The 14,285-nt window shown below is 57.8% G+C and carries 11 protein-coding genes and 7 pseudogenes; 9 read left to right on the forward strand and 9 right to left on the reverse strand.

What is annotated here, in order from left to right; all coding sequences use genetic code 11:
- The 6 genes and pseudogenes from ACLD9W_RS10485 to ACLD9W_RS10510 all read left to right on the forward strand — a co-directional run.
- A pseudogene (locus ACLD9W_RS10485) lies at positions 1-128 on the forward strand (aspartate/glutamate racemase); the annotation flags it as partial.
- Between the two features lie 215 nt (positions 129-343).
- The gene (moaA, locus tag ACLD9W_RS10490; RefSeq protein WP_410841969.1) at positions 344-1,330 is read left to right on the forward strand and encodes a GTP 3',8-cyclase MoaA; all 987 of its coding nucleotides are present in this window, start codon (positions 344-346) and stop codon (positions 1,328-1,330) included.
- A 3-nt stretch (positions 1,331-1,333) separates the two neighbouring features.
- Positions 1,334-1,858: a molybdenum cofactor biosynthesis protein B gene (gene moaB / locus ACLD9W_RS10495; protein ID WP_410841970.1), complete on the forward strand. Its 525-nt coding sequence runs from the start codon at positions 1,334-1,336 to the stop codon at positions 1,856-1,858.
- 62 nt (positions 1,859-1,920) lie between these two features.
- Complete coding sequence (locus ACLD9W_RS10500; protein ID WP_410841971.1) at positions 1,921-2,709, forward strand: DUF2314 domain-containing protein; 789 nt, start codon at positions 1,921-1,923, stop codon at positions 2,707-2,709.
- 213 nt (positions 2,710-2,922) lie between these two features.
- Positions 2,923-3,531, forward strand: a complete 609-nt coding sequence (locus ACLD9W_RS10505) for a molybdenum cofactor guanylyltransferase (RefSeq protein WP_410841972.1) — start codon at positions 2,923-2,925, stop codon at positions 3,529-3,531.
- Positions 3,532-3,699: 168 nt separating this feature from the next.
- A complete protein-coding gene (locus ACLD9W_RS10510; RefSeq protein WP_410841973.1) occupies positions 3,700-4,128 on the forward strand; it encodes a TOBE domain-containing protein in 429 nt (142 codons plus the stop codon).
- A 220-nt stretch (positions 4,129-4,348) separates the two neighbouring features.
- Here the strand turns inward: ACLD9W_RS10510 and ACLD9W_RS10515 are convergent, their stop codons facing one another.
- Together ACLD9W_RS10515 and ACLD9W_RS10520 are read right to left on the reverse strand one after the other, a co-directional pair.
- Complete coding sequence (locus ACLD9W_RS10515; RefSeq protein WP_410841974.1) at positions 4,349-5,374, reverse strand: ABC transporter substrate-binding protein; 1,026 nt, start codon at positions 5,372-5,374, stop codon at positions 4,349-4,351.
- A gap of 125 nt (positions 5,375-5,499) precedes the next feature.
- Positions 5,500-6,147 (reverse strand): annotated as a pseudogene (locus ACLD9W_RS10520) (IS110 family transposase); the annotation flags it as partial.
- Positions 6,148-6,223: 76 nt separating this feature from the next.
- Here ACLD9W_RS10520 and ACLD9W_RS10525 point away from each other — a divergent pair.
- Positions 6,224-6,841: a hypothetical protein gene (locus tag ACLD9W_RS10525; protein WP_410841975.1), complete on the forward strand. Its 618-nt coding sequence runs from the start codon at positions 6,224-6,226 to the stop codon at positions 6,839-6,841.
- Between the two features lie 66 nt (positions 6,842-6,907).
- Here the strand turns inward: ACLD9W_RS10525 and ACLD9W_RS10530 are convergent.
- Positions 6,908-7,186: pseudogene (locus tag ACLD9W_RS10530) on the reverse strand (ATP-binding cassette domain-containing protein); the annotation flags it as partial.
- Between the two features lie 38 nt (positions 7,187-7,224).
- On the opposite strand from ACLD9W_RS10530, the pseudogene ACLD9W_RS10535 reads away from it, so the two are divergent.
- Positions 7,225-7,879, forward strand: a pseudogene (locus ACLD9W_RS10535) (IS1595 family transposase).
- On the opposite strand, the pseudogene ACLD9W_RS10540 reads toward ACLD9W_RS10535, so the two are convergent.
- The 3 genes and pseudogenes from ACLD9W_RS10540 to ACLD9W_RS10550 all read right to left on the reverse strand — a co-directional run.
- A pseudogene (locus ACLD9W_RS10540) lies at positions 7,879-8,103 on the reverse strand (ABC transporter ATP-binding protein/permease); the annotation flags it as partial. The pseudogenes ACLD9W_RS10535 and ACLD9W_RS10540 overlap by 1 nt on opposite strands.
- Positions 8,082-8,381 (reverse strand): annotated as a pseudogene (locus ACLD9W_RS10545) (IS110 family transposase); the annotation flags it as partial. The pseudogenes ACLD9W_RS10545 and ACLD9W_RS10540, both read right to left, overlap by 22 nt.
- 181 nt (positions 8,382-8,562) lie before the next feature.
- On the reverse strand, positions 8,563-8,715 hold the full coding sequence (locus ACLD9W_RS10550; RefSeq protein WP_410841976.1) for a hypothetical protein: 153 nt from the start codon (positions 8,713-8,715) through the stop codon (positions 8,563-8,565).
- 444 nt (positions 8,716-9,159) lie between these two features.
- Between ACLD9W_RS10550 and ACLD9W_RS10555 the strand changes: the two are divergent.
- Positions 9,160-11,354: pseudogene (locus ACLD9W_RS10555) on the forward strand (FepA family TonB-dependent siderophore receptor).
- Positions 11,355-11,800: 446 nt separating this feature from the next.
- On the opposite strand, the gene ACLD9W_RS10560 reads toward ACLD9W_RS10555, so the two are convergent.
- From ACLD9W_RS10560 to modA, 3 genes are all read right to left on the reverse strand, one after another.
- Positions 11,801-12,481, reverse strand: coding sequence for an ABC transporter ATP-binding protein (locus tag ACLD9W_RS10560; protein WP_410841977.1), 681 nt, complete (start codon positions 12,479-12,481; stop codon positions 11,801-11,803).
- Complete coding sequence (gene modB, locus ACLD9W_RS10565) at positions 12,474-13,154, reverse strand: molybdate ABC transporter permease subunit (protein ID WP_410841978.1); 681 nt, start codon at positions 13,152-13,154, stop codon at positions 12,474-12,476. Before modB ends, ACLD9W_RS10560 begins: the two co-directional genes overlap by 8 nt.
- Positions 13,155-13,339: 185 nt before the next feature.
- On the reverse strand, positions 13,340-14,116 hold the full coding sequence (gene modA / locus ACLD9W_RS10570; protein WP_410841979.1) for a molybdate ABC transporter substrate-binding protein: 777 nt from the start codon (positions 14,114-14,116) through the stop codon (positions 13,340-13,342).
- Positions 14,117-14,285 lie beyond the last annotated feature (169 nt).

The following is a 14,285-nucleotide window of genomic DNA, read 5'->3' on the forward strand; positions in this document are numbered from 1 at the left end:
GCGTGATACTCGGCTGCACCGAAATCTGCCTGATCGTAAACGAAGAAACCAGCCCGCTGCCCGTGTTCGACAGCACCGCCATCCACGCGCTCGCGGCCGTGGACGCGGCCTTGGTGCAGGCAGCCTGAAAGCCCGTAGGTCGGATACTTGTATCCGACAGCCGTTTGCAAAACGGCAAAAGGCCGTCTGAAAAGCAGCCTGAAACCTTAAATGCCGTCATTGCCACGCACACAGTTGCCAAACACACAAAGGCAGCCTGAAAGCCGCCAAAGGCCGTCTGAAAAACAAAAAAAGCAGCCTGAAAACCCCAAACCACCCCACCCGCACACCCCCGAGACACGCCATGAACAACACCGCCCCGCTTACCGACCCCTTCAACCGCCGTCTGAGCTATTTGCGCCTGTCCGTTACCGACCTGTGCAACTACCGCTGCACCTACTGCCTGCCCGACGGCTACCAGGGCAAGGCCAAGCCCGACGAAATGTCGCTTGCCGAAATCGAAACGCTGGTCAACACCTTTGCCCGCTGCGGCACGCGCAAAATCCGCATCACCGGCGGCGAGCCGACCCTGCGCCGCGATTTGGCCGACATCATCGCCGCCTGCAAAGCCGCGCCCGAAATCGAAAACGTCGCCCTGACTACCAATGCATTTAGACTTGGCAAACTCTTTCCCGCCTACCGCGCGGCCGGTCTCGACAAAATCAACATCAGCATCGACAGCTTCGACCCCGAAGTGTTTTACGAAATCACCGGCAAACGCGAGTGCAGCAACATCCTGCGCGACCTCGATGCCATTCTTGAGAGCGGTTTTTACGGCATAAAAATCAACACTCTGCTGCTGCGCCGCTACGCCGAACGCACCCTGGTCGACGCGCTCGATTTTGTTAAACACCGCCCTGTAACCCTGCGCTTTATCGAGCTGATGCAAACCGGCGACAACCTCGGTTTTTTCAACAGCCAGCATCTTTCCGCCGCCAAAATTGAGCGCGGCCTGCAAGAGCAGGGCTGGCAGCTTATGCCGCGCCTGCCGCACGCCGGCCCCGCCCGCGAATATTTTCACCGCGATTTTGCCGGCAGCATCGGCTTTATCGCACCCTACAGCGAAGACTTCTGCAAAAGCTGCAACCGCCTGCGCGTTACCGCCCAAGGCAAAATGCACCTGTGCCTGTTTGGCGGCATCGCCTACGACCTGCGCGACTACCTGAAAAACCAAGATTCAGACGGCTTGCAACGCTACCTGTACGACACCGTCGCCCAAAAACCCGAACACCACTACCTGCACGACAAAAAAGTCGGCCTGATTACCAACCTGTCCATGACCGGAGGCTAAACCATGCACAAAGCCGCACCCGAATTCCGCCCTTTAAACATCCGCATCCTCACCGCCAGCGACACCCGCAAAGCCGCCGACGACAAAAGCGGCGACTATCTGGCCGAAGCCCTGCAAAGCAGCGGCCACGTTTTGCAAGGCCGCCAAATCTGCCGCGACGAAAAATACGACATCCGCGCCGCCGCATCCGCCGCCATCGCCGACCCCGCCGTCGAAGTATTGCTTATCACCGGCGGCACCGGCATGTTTGACCGCGACATCACACCCGACGCCGTAGAAATCCTGTTCGACCGCGCCATCCCCGGTTTCGGCGAAGTATTCCGCGCCGTCTCCATGCAGGAAATCGGCCTGTCCACCATCCAATCACGCGCCAGCGCCGGCATCGCCAACCGCACCCTGATCTTCTGCCTGCCCGGCTCCCCCGGCGCCTGCCGCACCGCCTGGGAACAAGTCATCGCCCCCCAACTCGACCCCCGCATCAACAGCTGCGGCTTCACACGCGTGTTTAATGCGTGGGATAAAGCCTGAGATTTTCAGACGGCCTGTTGCCAAAGCAGCCTGAAAACCGTTTACACCAAAGGAGAGACAAATTGGGATTTTTCGACAGACTTTTCGGCAAAAAACGTGCTGCCGAACCGGTATCTTTCGTTCGGGAAGACAACGAGCAATTCCGGCAGGCAGCCGAAAAAGCACGCGAGACATTCAAATATTTCTGGCGTGAGTATTACTGGGAACAGCGCCGTATCGTCAAAGGGCTCAGCCATGCCGCAGTAAAAGCTCCGTTTTCTCAGGAAATCAAGGGGATTATCGAAACCGAATACATGTGGCTGGACGATATTTGCTTTGACGGCGTCAATATCAGCGGCACCTTAATCAACCAGCCGAATATTCTTACCATCGTTCGGAAAGGCGAGCGCATTACCGATTTGCCCTACCGCGAAATTACCGACTGGCTGCTGGCCTACGGTAAAAAAACCTGCGGCGGTTTCAGCATACAGGCGCTGCGCGCGCAGATGGACGAGCAAGAGCGCCGTGCCCATGATGAAGCCTGTGGGCTGGATTTCGGCGACGGCCAAAACGTGCTGCTGGCCATCGGTCAGGAAGAGCATCCCGAATACCTTGAGCAGCATCCGGCCGACATCAATATGTCCCCCGGCCTGCGCGATTATTTGGACAAACATCCCGCAGCGGCCAATGAAGCCGATGAAAACGGCCAAACCATGCTGCACCACGCCGCCATCGCCGGTAATGCACAGAGCGTGCGCGTGCTGCTGGAGATGGGCGCCAATCCCCGGCTGCGCGACGCGCGCGGCAACACCGCGGCCGATTACGCCAAAGAAATCGGCTGGCCGCAGCTGGCGAATATTTTGAATCAGTAAGGCAGCTTGGGTTGTCGAACCCAACATCCCGTATGCTTCAAAAACCGTTGGATCCCGACCCAAGCTACCGGCTTTCAGGCTGCTTTTTCAGACGGCCGCAAAGCAGCCTGAAACCTTAAACACCGTCATTCCCGCGCAGGCGGGAATCTTCTCCGACCCCAGCACACGGTGAAACAGCATGGCTAAAGGCCGTCTGAACCCGCCCCGTACACCATGCCCGACACCGAACCACTCCCGCTCCTTATCCTTTGCGGCGGCCAAAGCAGCCGCATGGGCAGCCCCAAAGCCCTGTTGCCCGTAGCAGGCGGCACGCTGCTCGATTATCTTGCCGCACACACCGCACCCGAGCACCCGCTGTGGCTGGCCGACGACGGCAGCGGTTTGCCCGCGCCTGCCCGCGCCGTGCGCCTGCCCGATGCCTTGCCCGACAAACAAGGGCCGCTGTCGGCCGTATTGTCGGCGCTGCAACAAGCGCAGCGGCAGGGTTTGGCGGGCGTGTATGTGATGACCTGCGACACGCTGATTGCGCCCGAAGCCATGATAGGCCGTCTGAACGCTGCGGGCGCACCCGATTGCGATACCGTATTGATGCTGCGCTCGCCCGAAACCGCCTATCCGCTCTTGGCCTACTGGCCGGACGCGCTTTCAGACGGCCTGGCCGCCTATCTCAAAAGCGGCAGCCGCCGCGTGATGCGCTGGGTGGCGCAAATCCAGGCCCGTGATACCGCCATGCCTGATGCGTGGCAGCCCTACGCCAATTTCAACACTCCCGCCGAATTTGCCGCCGCGCTTGCCGCGTGGCAGGCACAGCAGGCAGCCTGAAAGCACCGCCGCCGTTCGGGCTGAAATAGACCCTAATTCTTTCGGTCAAATTTACAAAAAATCACACTTCGGCTAAGATGGCGCCCGTTTTTGCCAAGGCGGCGCCAAGACCGTTTTAAGTAAAATATTTTTTAATGATTTCATATAAATATCGATAAAGGACTCCACATGAAAACCAGCGCGCGTAACCAGCTTGTCGGCACCGTAAAAGCCATCAAACACGGCGCAGTTAACGACGAAGTCATCGTCGCCCTGAACGGCGGACAGGAACTGGCCGCCACCATTACCTGCGACAGCCGCGAATATCTCGAACTCAAAGAAGGCAAACCCGTCGTCGCCCTGATTAAATCCACCAGCGTGATCGTCGCCACCGACGCCGCCCACATCAGACTTTCCGCCCGCAACCGCCTGACCGGCACCATCAGCAACATCAGCCGCGGCGCGGTGTATTCGCTGGTTGAAATCGACTTGGGCAGCGGCGTCTCCATCATCGCCGGCATCACCATCGAAAGCTCCGACGGCCTGGATTTGCAGGTCGGCCAAACCGCCACCGCGCTGTTTAAAGCCGGCAGCGTGATTTTGGGCGTGCCGGCGTAAAGCGGTTTATCTGAAAAGAAAAGGCCGTCTGAACCAGATTGCGGGTTCAGACGGCTTTTTTATTTTTGAGTTTGCCAACACGCTGATTGCGCTCCACTAAGCAACGTCATTCCCGCCTGCGCGGGAATGGTGCCGCTTGGAGCAGTTTGCGGGTTCGGCAAAAGTTTCAGGCTGCCTTCCCGCACGGAAAAGCAGCCTGAAAACCCTTTACACAACCGGACTACTGCGGATCCAAACCGTCTACAATCCGCTGCGCGTCGCTTTTGCTCAAATTGTAGCGGTAGTATTTTTGGTAAAACGCCTGGGTTTTGGCGGCCAGGTCAAGGTCGCGGAAGCGTTCGGGGTGGAACAGCTTGCCCGCCCACAGCACCTGCAGCGCGCCTTCGGCGCTGTAGCGGTCCCAGCCGAAAGTGCCGCCCGGGTTGGCGTGCAGGCGCTTGTTTTTCACCGCTTTGATGCTCTGCCAGGACGGGTCTTTGCGGATTTTGGCAATGGCTTCCGCAGCGTTGCGGCCGCCGATAATGATGATGTCGGGGTTGGCTTTGACGATTTCTTCCATCAGCACTTCGACCAGATTGGCGGTGTCCGGCAGCGCGGCGCGGCCGCCGGCGATGCGGATCCAGTCGCCGACGATGGAGCGGCCGCCGTCGATTTTGCGCAGGTTCTTGCCGTCGGACAGATGCAGCACCAGCGGTTTTTGCGCGGCGGGGATGGCTTTGGTGCGCTCGGAAAACAGGCGGATATTGGCGTTCAGCTCGGCGTTGTACTGCTTGGCAATCTGCGGTGCTTTGCCGCCGATGACGTCGGCGGTGATGCTGACGGTTTTTTTCAGGCCGTCATAAGTTTGGAAATTGACCAGCACGGTTTTCAGCCCGGCCTGCTTCACCTGCTGCTGCATGGCGGGCTGGGAGAGCAGCACCACATCGGGTCGGGCGGCGAGCAGGGCTTCGCTCTGCACGCTCGAGCCGTTGCTAAGCGAGGGCACTTGTTTGATGCGCGGATAGACTTTGACAAACCGCGGGCGCTTGTGGATGGCTTCGACCGTGCCGACGAGTTTGTCCGCGCCGCCCAACAGCAGCACGACTTGGTTGTTGGCCGGCCACAAATCGGCAATGCGGTTGACTTGGTCGGGAATCTCGACGGCATTGCCTTTGATATCGCGCACGCTGCGGGCGTCGGCGGGCGCAAGGGCGAGTGTGGCGCCGATCAAGACGGCGGCAAGGGTTTTGACGGGGTGTCGTAACATGGCGGGATTCCTTGTTTTGAGGTTGCGGGGATGGGGTTTGGGCTGATTTAAAGGCAGCCTGAAAGGTTGGTTTCGCGTAGCAACTGTATTTTTCACCCCGTCGGGCAAAAATACCAAAACTCAAATCAAGCCGTTTGGATACCGTTTTCGGTGGTACCGTTTTCGGCAAAATAATCACGCATCCGGGCATTCAATATCGTCAGCAGTTTGCGCATACACGCCGTAACGGCAACCTTATACGGCTTACCCTTAGACAGCAGGCGCTGATAGAAATCCCGAATAAGCGGTTCAAAACGTGTCGCTACCACGGTAGCCATATACAGCGCCTTACGCACCGCAGACCTTCCGCCGAAGCAGCGGCTTTTGAATTTGGTTTCCCCGCTCTCCCTCGGGTGCGGGGCAATACCGACCAGACTCGCTATCCGTTTGTGGTTCAGCCGTCCCAATTCCGGCAGCATCGCCATCAGCGTAGCCGTCGTTATCGAACCGATGCCTTTGATTTGTTCCGCCACTTTGGCTTTGCCGTCAAAATGCGTGTGGGTGTGCTCGTCGATTTGTTTGTCCAATTCGTCAATCAGCCGGTCAAAATGAGCAATCAGTTGTTTGACGCTTTCGACTTGCGTTTCGTGAACCTGATGCAGACGGTTTTTCTCGGCAGTCCGCATATCCACCAGCTGGTTGCGGCGGTTAACCAATGCTTCCAACACTTCTTCCGCTTCGGTGGGCGGGTGGTAGAGCATGGTTTGCCAACCTTCTTTCTGCATCATCATCCTATACTTCCCTACGAAGTTTTGATAATGTTCGCACGAAAAAGCAGTCTTAACCCGCATCCATTTTTCAGGTAGTCCTATGCAGCTTCACCACATCCTCACCGAACTTACCGCCATTGCCGCCCAACACGACCCGCACTTTCCGGCCAGCCTGCAGGCCGGTTTGAGCCGTGCGGATTTGCAGGCCAAACTCGATGCCGCCGGTTTCGCCCTCCGGCCACCGCAGGAATGGTTTGCGCTCTACGGCTGGCACAACGGCAGCGTGCAGCCGGACACACAGCCTTTAGACACACCGCTGTTCCATTACCATCTCTTCCTTCCCGTGGAAGCGGCGCTGGCCGAGTGGGCAAGGCGCATGGAAACCAACCGCCACGAGCCGGATTTCCCCCTGTTTGAGCTGTTTGAGCCGAACCTGTTGCCGGTATTCGAATTTGAGGGTGAGTTTTACTGCATCGAATGCGGCGATACGGAGCAGCCCCGTGCCCCGGTGTGGTTCGATTTCCACGGCGCCATCCTGTGCTACGACAGTCTGCACGCCATGCTTGAAGCCAAGCTGGAATGTCATCAAACAGAGGGAATCTATGTGCGTGATGCCGACGGCTGGGAAGACTGCGCCGACGAGGCAGCCTGCGCGGCGGTGTTGCTTAAACATAATCCCTGTCGAAAACAAGAATTACGGAATTGCGCACATCCGTGAGCCAGACTGTATAAAGCCTGAAGGCCGTCTGAAAACTGTGAAAACGGGTTTTCAGACGGCCTTTCGCTATTGCGCCCCGCCGGTTTTGTCTTCCAAACCGATACGCCGTCCGAACAAGGCTTGGATTTCGGGTTGATGACTAATACCGATGACGAGTGTGTCGGGAAGGTTTTGCTTGAGAACTTGCATCAGCGCCAATGCAGATTCGCCGTCGAGCTGGTTGGTGGCTTCGTCGAGGAACAGGATTTGCGGTTTGTGCAGCAGCGCGCGGGCGAGGCTGAGGCGTTGCTGTTCGCCGCCGGAGAGGATGCCGTGCCATTCGTATGGTTCGTCTAAATTATCTTGGGGCTGTACTAGATAAGCAGTCATGTTAGACTGCAAAAATGAAAATAACCCATTGTAAAATAAAAAAAGAGTATTCAAAAGAAATTGCTTCAATTTTTTGTACTCGAAGTTACCGCCCATTCAGCCGCCGATTTATTGGGCATCCACCCCAATTCGGCAGTGCTGTTTTACCGCAAGATTCGCGAAGTCATCAGCCATCATCTTTCATTGGAAGCCGATACGGTTTTTGACGGCTCAGTTGAGTTGGACGAGAGTTATTTTGGTGGACACCGCAAAGGCAAACGCGGGCGTGGTGCGGCGGGAAAGGTGGCAGTTTTCGGTATTCTCAAACGCGGTGGCAAGGTTTATACCGTGGTAGTTGAGAATGCTAAAAGAGAAACCTTACTGCCTGTTATCACAAAGAAAATTATGCCAGACGGCATTATCTATACGGATTGTTTGAGCAGCTATGATGTGTTGGATGTAAGCGGATTTACCCATCACCGTATCAACCACAGCAAGCTGTTTGCCGACAGACAAAACCATATCAACGGCATTGAAAATTTCTGGAATCAGGCAAAGCGCGTATTGCGCAAATACAATGGAATCGACCGTAAATCTTTCCCGCTGTTCTTGAAAGAATGCGAGTTCCGTTTTAACTTTGGTACACCGTCTGAACAGCTTAAAGTGCTGCGTAAATGGTGTGGGATTTAGGGCTTATCTAGTACAGCCCCATTATCTTTCAGACGGCCTAGTCCGACTTGTTCCAAGGTCGTCTGAATAAGTCGGTCGTCTTGGCAGGCGGGGTGGGGATAGCTGACGGTGTGGCGCAGGGTGTCGGCGGGGAGGTAGGGGCGTTGGGGCAGAAAGAGGAGGCTGCCGTTGAGGGCGAAGCTGCCTTGGTAATACGGCCATAAGCCTGCGAGTGTGCGAAGAAGGCGAGCATTTTGGCATCTTTGGCGTCGGTTTTGGTCAGCGACTGCGATTGGGCAAACTGATGCGTCTGACGTGGGTTGGCGATGATGACGGCTATGCCTGCGCGGTGAATAGCTTTGGCGGCGGGGATTTCGAGACCGCCGGTGCTTTCCATCACGACGAGGGCGACCTTGTGTTTTTTAAGGTATTCGACGGTATGGGCGATCCCTTTGGGGTTGTTGGTTTCGGTTTTGGTTTTAGACAAAGACGAAACGGCGATGACGAAGTTTCGTTTGGCGATAACCTGCCTTGCATTCGGTTGTGTTGTCTGGCAACTGTCCGGTTGTGTCGATGGGTTGCCCGACCGCTCCCTGAGCTACTCAACGGTTGTTTGCCTTGGTCGGATGCGGGCGGCGGCGGGCGGTTTGTTGCTATGATACGGGAGTTCCGATATACAAGGTCGGATACCCGTAACCGACTTTTCAGGCTGCCCCATTTGTTCCGTCATTCCCGCGCAGGCGGGAATCTTGCCGGAGCTTGGGCATGGTTTGGGAAACCGTCGGTCGTTCGTCTTCAACCAAGATTTCCGCCTGCGCGGGGGTAGCGTAGCGGACTTGCGAAGCTAATGACGGCATTTGCGCTTTCAGGCTGCTTTGGGTGCAAGGCTGGCGGTTTTTCCCTTTTCAGCCAGCCTGAAAACGAAAAATCAAAAAGGGCGCGATTCGACCACAAAGCGCGGCGGACGGTGATTGGTCAAAAGGATTAGTCCTTACGTTCTATATCAATACACAAACAAAACCTTACAATTTCGCACCTTTTTTCCAGTCATCGCCGAAAACCAAAAATCCAAGCGACAAATCATTATCTTACACAGGAAACCTCAAACCATGAAACCCGCCTTGTTCAAACTCAATGTGCTCAGCGCCCTGCTGCTGATTGCCACCGGCGCCGCTGCCGATACCGGCGATAATGACGAAGCCGCCGACAACGGCGAATTGCAGACCGTCCACGTTACCGCCGAACGCCAGGCCAAACAGCAGCTCGGCGTATCGGTGATTACCGCGCAGGACTTGCAGAAGATGCCTGTTAGCAACGACATTTCCGAAATCGTCAGCAAAATGCCGGGCGTGAATCTCAGCACCAACTCGCCCGGCGGCGAGCGCGGCAACAAACGCCAGATCGACATCCGCTCGATGGGCCCCGACAATACGCTGATTTTAATCGACGGCAAGCCGGTCAACTCACGCAATTCCGAGCGCTACGGCCGCAGCGGCGTGCGCAATTCGCGCGGCGATTCCAACTGAGTGCCGCCGGAAATGATTGAAAAAATCGAAGTGCTGCGCGGCCCGGCCGCCGCCCGCTACGGCTCGGGCGCGATGGGCGGCGTGGTCAACATCCGCACCAAAGGCGTGAGCAAAGAGCTGCACGGCAGCGTCGGCCTGTTTTACGACCAGCCCGCCGGCGGCACGCAGCAGGGCAACACCCGCCGCGCCAACTTCGCGCTCAGCGGCCCGATTATTCAGGACAAACTGGGCTTCCGCCTCTACGGCAGCCTGAACAAAACCAATCCCGACCAGTTCGACATCAATGAGAGCGTTAAAGCCTCGCGCACCGCCCTTTTCGCCGGCCGCGAAGGTTTGCGCAACCGCGACATCGCCGGCCGTCTGACATGGAACATCACGCCTGAGCAACGCCTGATGTTTGACGCCGCATACAGCCGCCAGGGCAACATCTACAACGGCGACACCCAAAACAGCAACGTGCTTGTACCCGCCGTGCAAAAAGTCGCGCCCATGCTGTTGGGCACGGAAACCGCCAAAATCTACCGCCAAAGCTACACCCTTACCCACAACGGCATCTGGGATTGGGGCGAAACCGAGAGCTATGTGGGCTTTGACAAAACCGTCAACAGCCACCTGCCCGAGGGCCTGCTCGGCAGCACCGAAGGCGCCTACAACAGCACCAGCGGCTTTGCCGACAGCGTGCTGAAAAACTACCGCTTCGGCACCAAAGCCGACCTGCCCTTCGGCCGCCACACCGTAACCGTCGGCGCGGAAGCCAACCGCTCCGTGCTCGACGACTCCCTCTCCATGACCGCCACCGCCCGCGCCTACGGCCAAATCCCGTGGCTGGCCGCCAACGGCCGCAGCGGCAAAGCCTCGCAGAACAATTACGCGCTTTATGCCAAAGACAACATCTCGCTCAACGAAGGCCGAACCTACCTCATTCCCGGCCTGCGCTGGGACTATAACACCGCCTTCGGCTCGGTATTTTCCCCCTCGTTCAACTTCTCGCACGCAGTGAACGGCAACTGGAAAATCAAAGGCGGCATCGCCCGTGCATTCAAAGCGCCCAACCTGTACCAGACCCAGGAAAACTACCTGCTGATCAACGCCAGCAACGGCTGCCCCATCGACAGCCACAACCACTGGAACAACCCCAACGCTCAAAACGCCACCAGCGGCTCGGGCACAGCGGCCGACCCCTACAAAAACGCCAACCCCGGCGGCTACGACTGGGGACGCGCCTGCTACTTCTTGGGCAACAGCAACATCAAACCCGAAACCAGCCTGAACAAGGAAATCGGTTTCGAGTTCAAAAAAGACGGCTACCTCGCCTCACTGGCCTTCTTCCACAACAACTACAAAAACCGCATTGTTGACGAAGGCAACTACGTCGGCACCGTCAACGGCCCCGCAGGCGGCTACGACCGTGAAATCCGCTCCGACAACACCCCCGGCGGCACCCCCGGCGGCACCCCCGTTTACCGCAACTACACCACCACCCCCGTTTACCGCTGGGGCAACGGCGGCAGCGCGGTACTCGCCGGCCTGGAAGGCAACGTTACCCTGCCGCTCGTGCGCGACAAGCTCATCTGGTCGACCAACTTCACCTACATGAGCCGCAACAAAGAAAAACGCCACGACAACCCGTCTCCATCGTGCCCAAATACACCATCAACAGCACGCTTAACTGGCAAATCACCCCCGCATGGGACGCAAACGCCGTGTACACCTACTACGGCCGCCAGCAAACCCGCAGCAACCCCGTGCGCTTTATGGACGTGATCTACACCAACGGCCAAAGCGTCGTCAGCAAATACGAGCTCGGCAGCTACGGCGTTTTCGGCTTCAACGTCGGTTATAACTGGAAAGAGCGCATCAGCGTGCGTGCAGGCGTGAACAACCTGTTCGACAAAACCATCCTGCGCACCGCCCGCACCTACAACGAACGCCGCCGCAGCTATTACATGAGCATGCGTTATTCGTTCTAAACCGCTGCAGCGCAAAGGCCGTCTGAAAAGTTTTCAGACGGCCTTCTTTCAATTGGCAGGTCTGGCATTTATGCCCGACCTGCTGCTCTGATGGGGGTATCTACGGCTGAATCCCCTCCTTCTCCGTCATTTCCGTGCAAGCGGAAATCTTGTTGGCCGGCATGGAATGCGACGGAAAAACCGTTTCCAAAGCCTAAAAAACTCCTGCCTGCGCAGGAATGACGGGGTTAAAAAAGGCCGTCTGAAATCCGACCTGCGGCCGTCTGAAACCTAAATTTCCACTGCTCATCTCGCGCCCTCCCCTGCGCCCCGCGCGGAAGGATTAGGGAGTTTGCAAAACTGCTTGGACGGCATTGGCGGGCCGGATTTTTGAATAGGCAAACCAAACAACCTAAAGGCCGTCTGAAAACCCTAAATCCGGTTTTCAGACGGCCTTTGCGCTGTGTTTACACGCCGTGCCGCAGGCGGCCGTTGTCGATAAGGGCGGTATCGTCGGCGAGGGCTTGGGCGTCTTCGGGGTCGTGGGTGATGAGCAGCAGGGGGATGTCGAGTTCGCGCTGGAGGGCGGCCATGTTGTCGCGCATTTGGGCGCGCAGGCGGGTGTCGAGGGCGGAGAAGGGTTCGTCGAGCAGGAGCCAGTCGGGGCGCACGGCGCAGGTGCGGGCGAGGGCGGTGCGCTGGCGCTGGCCGCCGGAGATTTGGCGCGGGTAGTGGTCGGCGATGGCGGCAAGCTGCATTTTGTCCAGCCAAGGGGCGGCTTCGGCGCGGGCGCGGCGGCGGCTTGGGGTACGCAGACCGCGGTGCAGGCCGAAGGCGATGTTTTGGGCGACGGTAAGGTGCGGAAACAGGGCGTAGTCTTGAAACAAAAGCCCGGCGCTGCGCTGCTGCGGCGGCAGCCATAGGTTTTGCGCGGTGTCGCCGTAGCTGCGCCCGCCGATGCGCACATGGCCGCTGGTCGGGCGCAACAGTCCGGCCAGCAGCTGGAGGGTGAGGCTTTTGCCCGAGCCGGAGGGGCCGAGAATGGCGAGGCGGCGGGAGTTGGTTTTGCAGACGGCATCGAGGGCAAAGCTGCGCTTGCCGTGTGTCAGGGTCGCCTGAAAGGCGAAATCGAAGGTTGGGTCAGCCACGGTTTTTGTCTCCGCTCAAACGGGTTACGCTCCACAAAACGGCGATGCAGACGGCGGAAATCAGCAAAACAAGGCGGTTGGCCAAGTCGTCGTTGCCTGCCTGCACGGCTTCATAAACGGCGATGGACAGGGTTTGGGTTTGGCCGGGGATGCTGCCGGCAATCATCAGGGTTGCGCCAAACTCGCCCAGCGCGCGGGCAAAAGTGAGCAACAGACCGGAGAGGATGCCGCGCCAGGCCAGCGGCAGGGTTACACGCGCGAATACGGCGGCTTCCGACAGCCCCAACACGCGGGCGGCCTGCTCGAGCTGCGGGCTCACTTCTTCAAAGGCGGCGCGGGCGGGCTTGAGCACCAGCGGAAAGGTGACGGCCATTGCGGCGACCACCGCGCCCTGCCAGGTGAATATCAGGCTGAAGCCGAAATGCTGTTGCAGCCATTGGCCGAGCGTGCCGTTGCGGCCGAACAAGACCAGCAGGTAGTAGCCCATCACGGTGGGCGGCAGCACCATCGGCAAGGTGAGCACGGTGTCGAGAAAATTGCGGCCGATAAAGCGTTTGCGCGCCAGCAGCCAGCTGATGGCGATGCCGAGCACCAGGTTCAGCAGCGTGGCGCAGGCGGCGACTTTGAGCGAGAGCATCAGCGCGGGGAAGGTGTCTTGAAGTTGGGCGAACATGGTTGGGTATTGGCTGGGGCAGCCTGAAAGCAGAAGTTCCGGTTTGCTTTCCCGAAGCCGGCGTTTTGGCGCAGGGGAAACATTGTGTAAAAACGGAGAAGCGTGCGCTTAAAACCAATCAAAAGGCAGCCTGAAAACCGTTTACCCGTTTTCAGGCTGCTTTTTATGCTTAGGCGTTTTCCCCCTTATTTAGCTTTGAAGCCTTTGGCGGAGCTGAAGCCGTATTTTTTCAGGATGGACTGGCCGGCGGGCGACAGAACGAAATCAACATAGCTTTTGGCTTCTTTGCTTTTGGCTTCTTTGCTTTTGGCAGAAGCAGTGGGGGCGATGGCGTAGGACACTGGAGTTTCCAGCGCTACGGCAAAGGAGATTTTCACTTTTTCTTTGGCCAATACGGCATCGGTGCGGTAAACGAAGCCGGCTTCGGTTTCGCCGCGGGCTACATAGTCAAGCGCCTGGCGTACGTTTTGGGTGGAGACGATTTTGGGCTGCAGGGTGCCGTAGAGACCGGCTTTTTCCAGCGCGCCTTTGGTGTAGCGGCCGGCAGGTACGCTGTCGGGATTGCCCACGGCAATGCGGCTGACGGTAGCGGCTTTCAGATCGTTAAGGGTTTTGATTTTGAGACGGCTGTCTTTGGGCTGGACGACGACCAAATCATTCAGTACGAAAGTGCGGCGGCTGGCTTTGTCGATCAGCTGCTGGTCTTGGGCTTTGTCCATGGTGGTTTGGTCGGCGGTGGCCAATACGTCAACCGGTGCGCCTTGGGCAAGCTGCTGCAGCAGCACGCCGGATGCGGCGGTATTCAGCTTGATATTGGTGCCGGGGTGCTTTTTCTGGTAGGCGGCGTTGATTTCCTGAAAGGCTTCTTTCAGGCTGGCGGCGGCGGAGACGGTAAGGTCGTCGGCGAAGGCGGGGGCGCTGACAATCAATGCAGCGATCAGAGCGGTGTTGCGGAGTTTCATGTTTTGGTTTTTCCTTGGGTGGTTGGGATGATGGGGCAGCCTGAAAATGTCGTTACCTCTCCCGCTTGTACAGACCGGACACATAGGTAACACCTGTGCGGGGACATGGGTAACAGTTTTTCGGGCAGTTTAGCAGAAGTCGTTCAGGTCAATCCGGCCGAGGCGGTAG

This window comes from Neisseria sp. WLZKY-1 (assembly GCF_046546535.1).
Lineage (GTDB): Bacteria > Pseudomonadota > Gammaproteobacteria > Burkholderiales > Neisseriaceae > Neisseria.

Excerpts from the sequence above, each read along its gene's own strand:
- modA (WP_410841979.1), bottom strand. The coding sequence starts at position 14,116 with ATGAAACTCCGCAACACCGCTCTGATCGCTGCATTGATTGTCAGCGCC.
- ACLD9W_RS10550 (WP_410841976.1), bottom strand. The coding sequence starts at position 8,715 with ATGCCGTCATTAGCTTCGCAAGTCCGCTACGCTACCCCCGCGCAGGCG.
- moaA (WP_410841969.1), top strand. The coding sequence starts at position 344 with ATGAACAACACCGCCCCGCTTACCGACCCCTTCAACCGCCGTCTGAGC.
- modB (WP_410841978.1), bottom strand. The coding sequence starts at position 13,154 with ATGTTCGCCCAACTTCAAGACACCTTCCCCGCGCTGATGCTCTCGCTC.
- ACLD9W_RS10510 (WP_410841973.1), top strand. The coding sequence starts at position 3,700 with ATGAAAACCAGCGCGCGTAACCAGCTTGTCGGCACCGTAAAAGCCATC.
- ACLD9W_RS10525 (WP_410841975.1), top strand. The coding sequence starts at position 6,224 with ATGCAGCTTCACCACATCCTCACCGAACTTACCGCCATTGCCGCCCAA.
- ACLD9W_RS10515 (WP_410841974.1), bottom strand. The coding sequence starts at position 5,374 with ATGTTACGACACCCCGTCAAAACCCTTGCCGCCGTCTTGATCGGCGCC.
- moaB (WP_410841970.1), top strand. The coding sequence starts at position 1,334 with ATGCACAAAGCCGCACCCGAATTCCGCCCTTTAAACATCCGCATCCTC.
- ACLD9W_RS10505 (WP_410841972.1), top strand. The coding sequence starts at position 2,923 with ATGCCCGACACCGAACCACTCCCGCTCCTTATCCTTTGCGGCGGCCAA.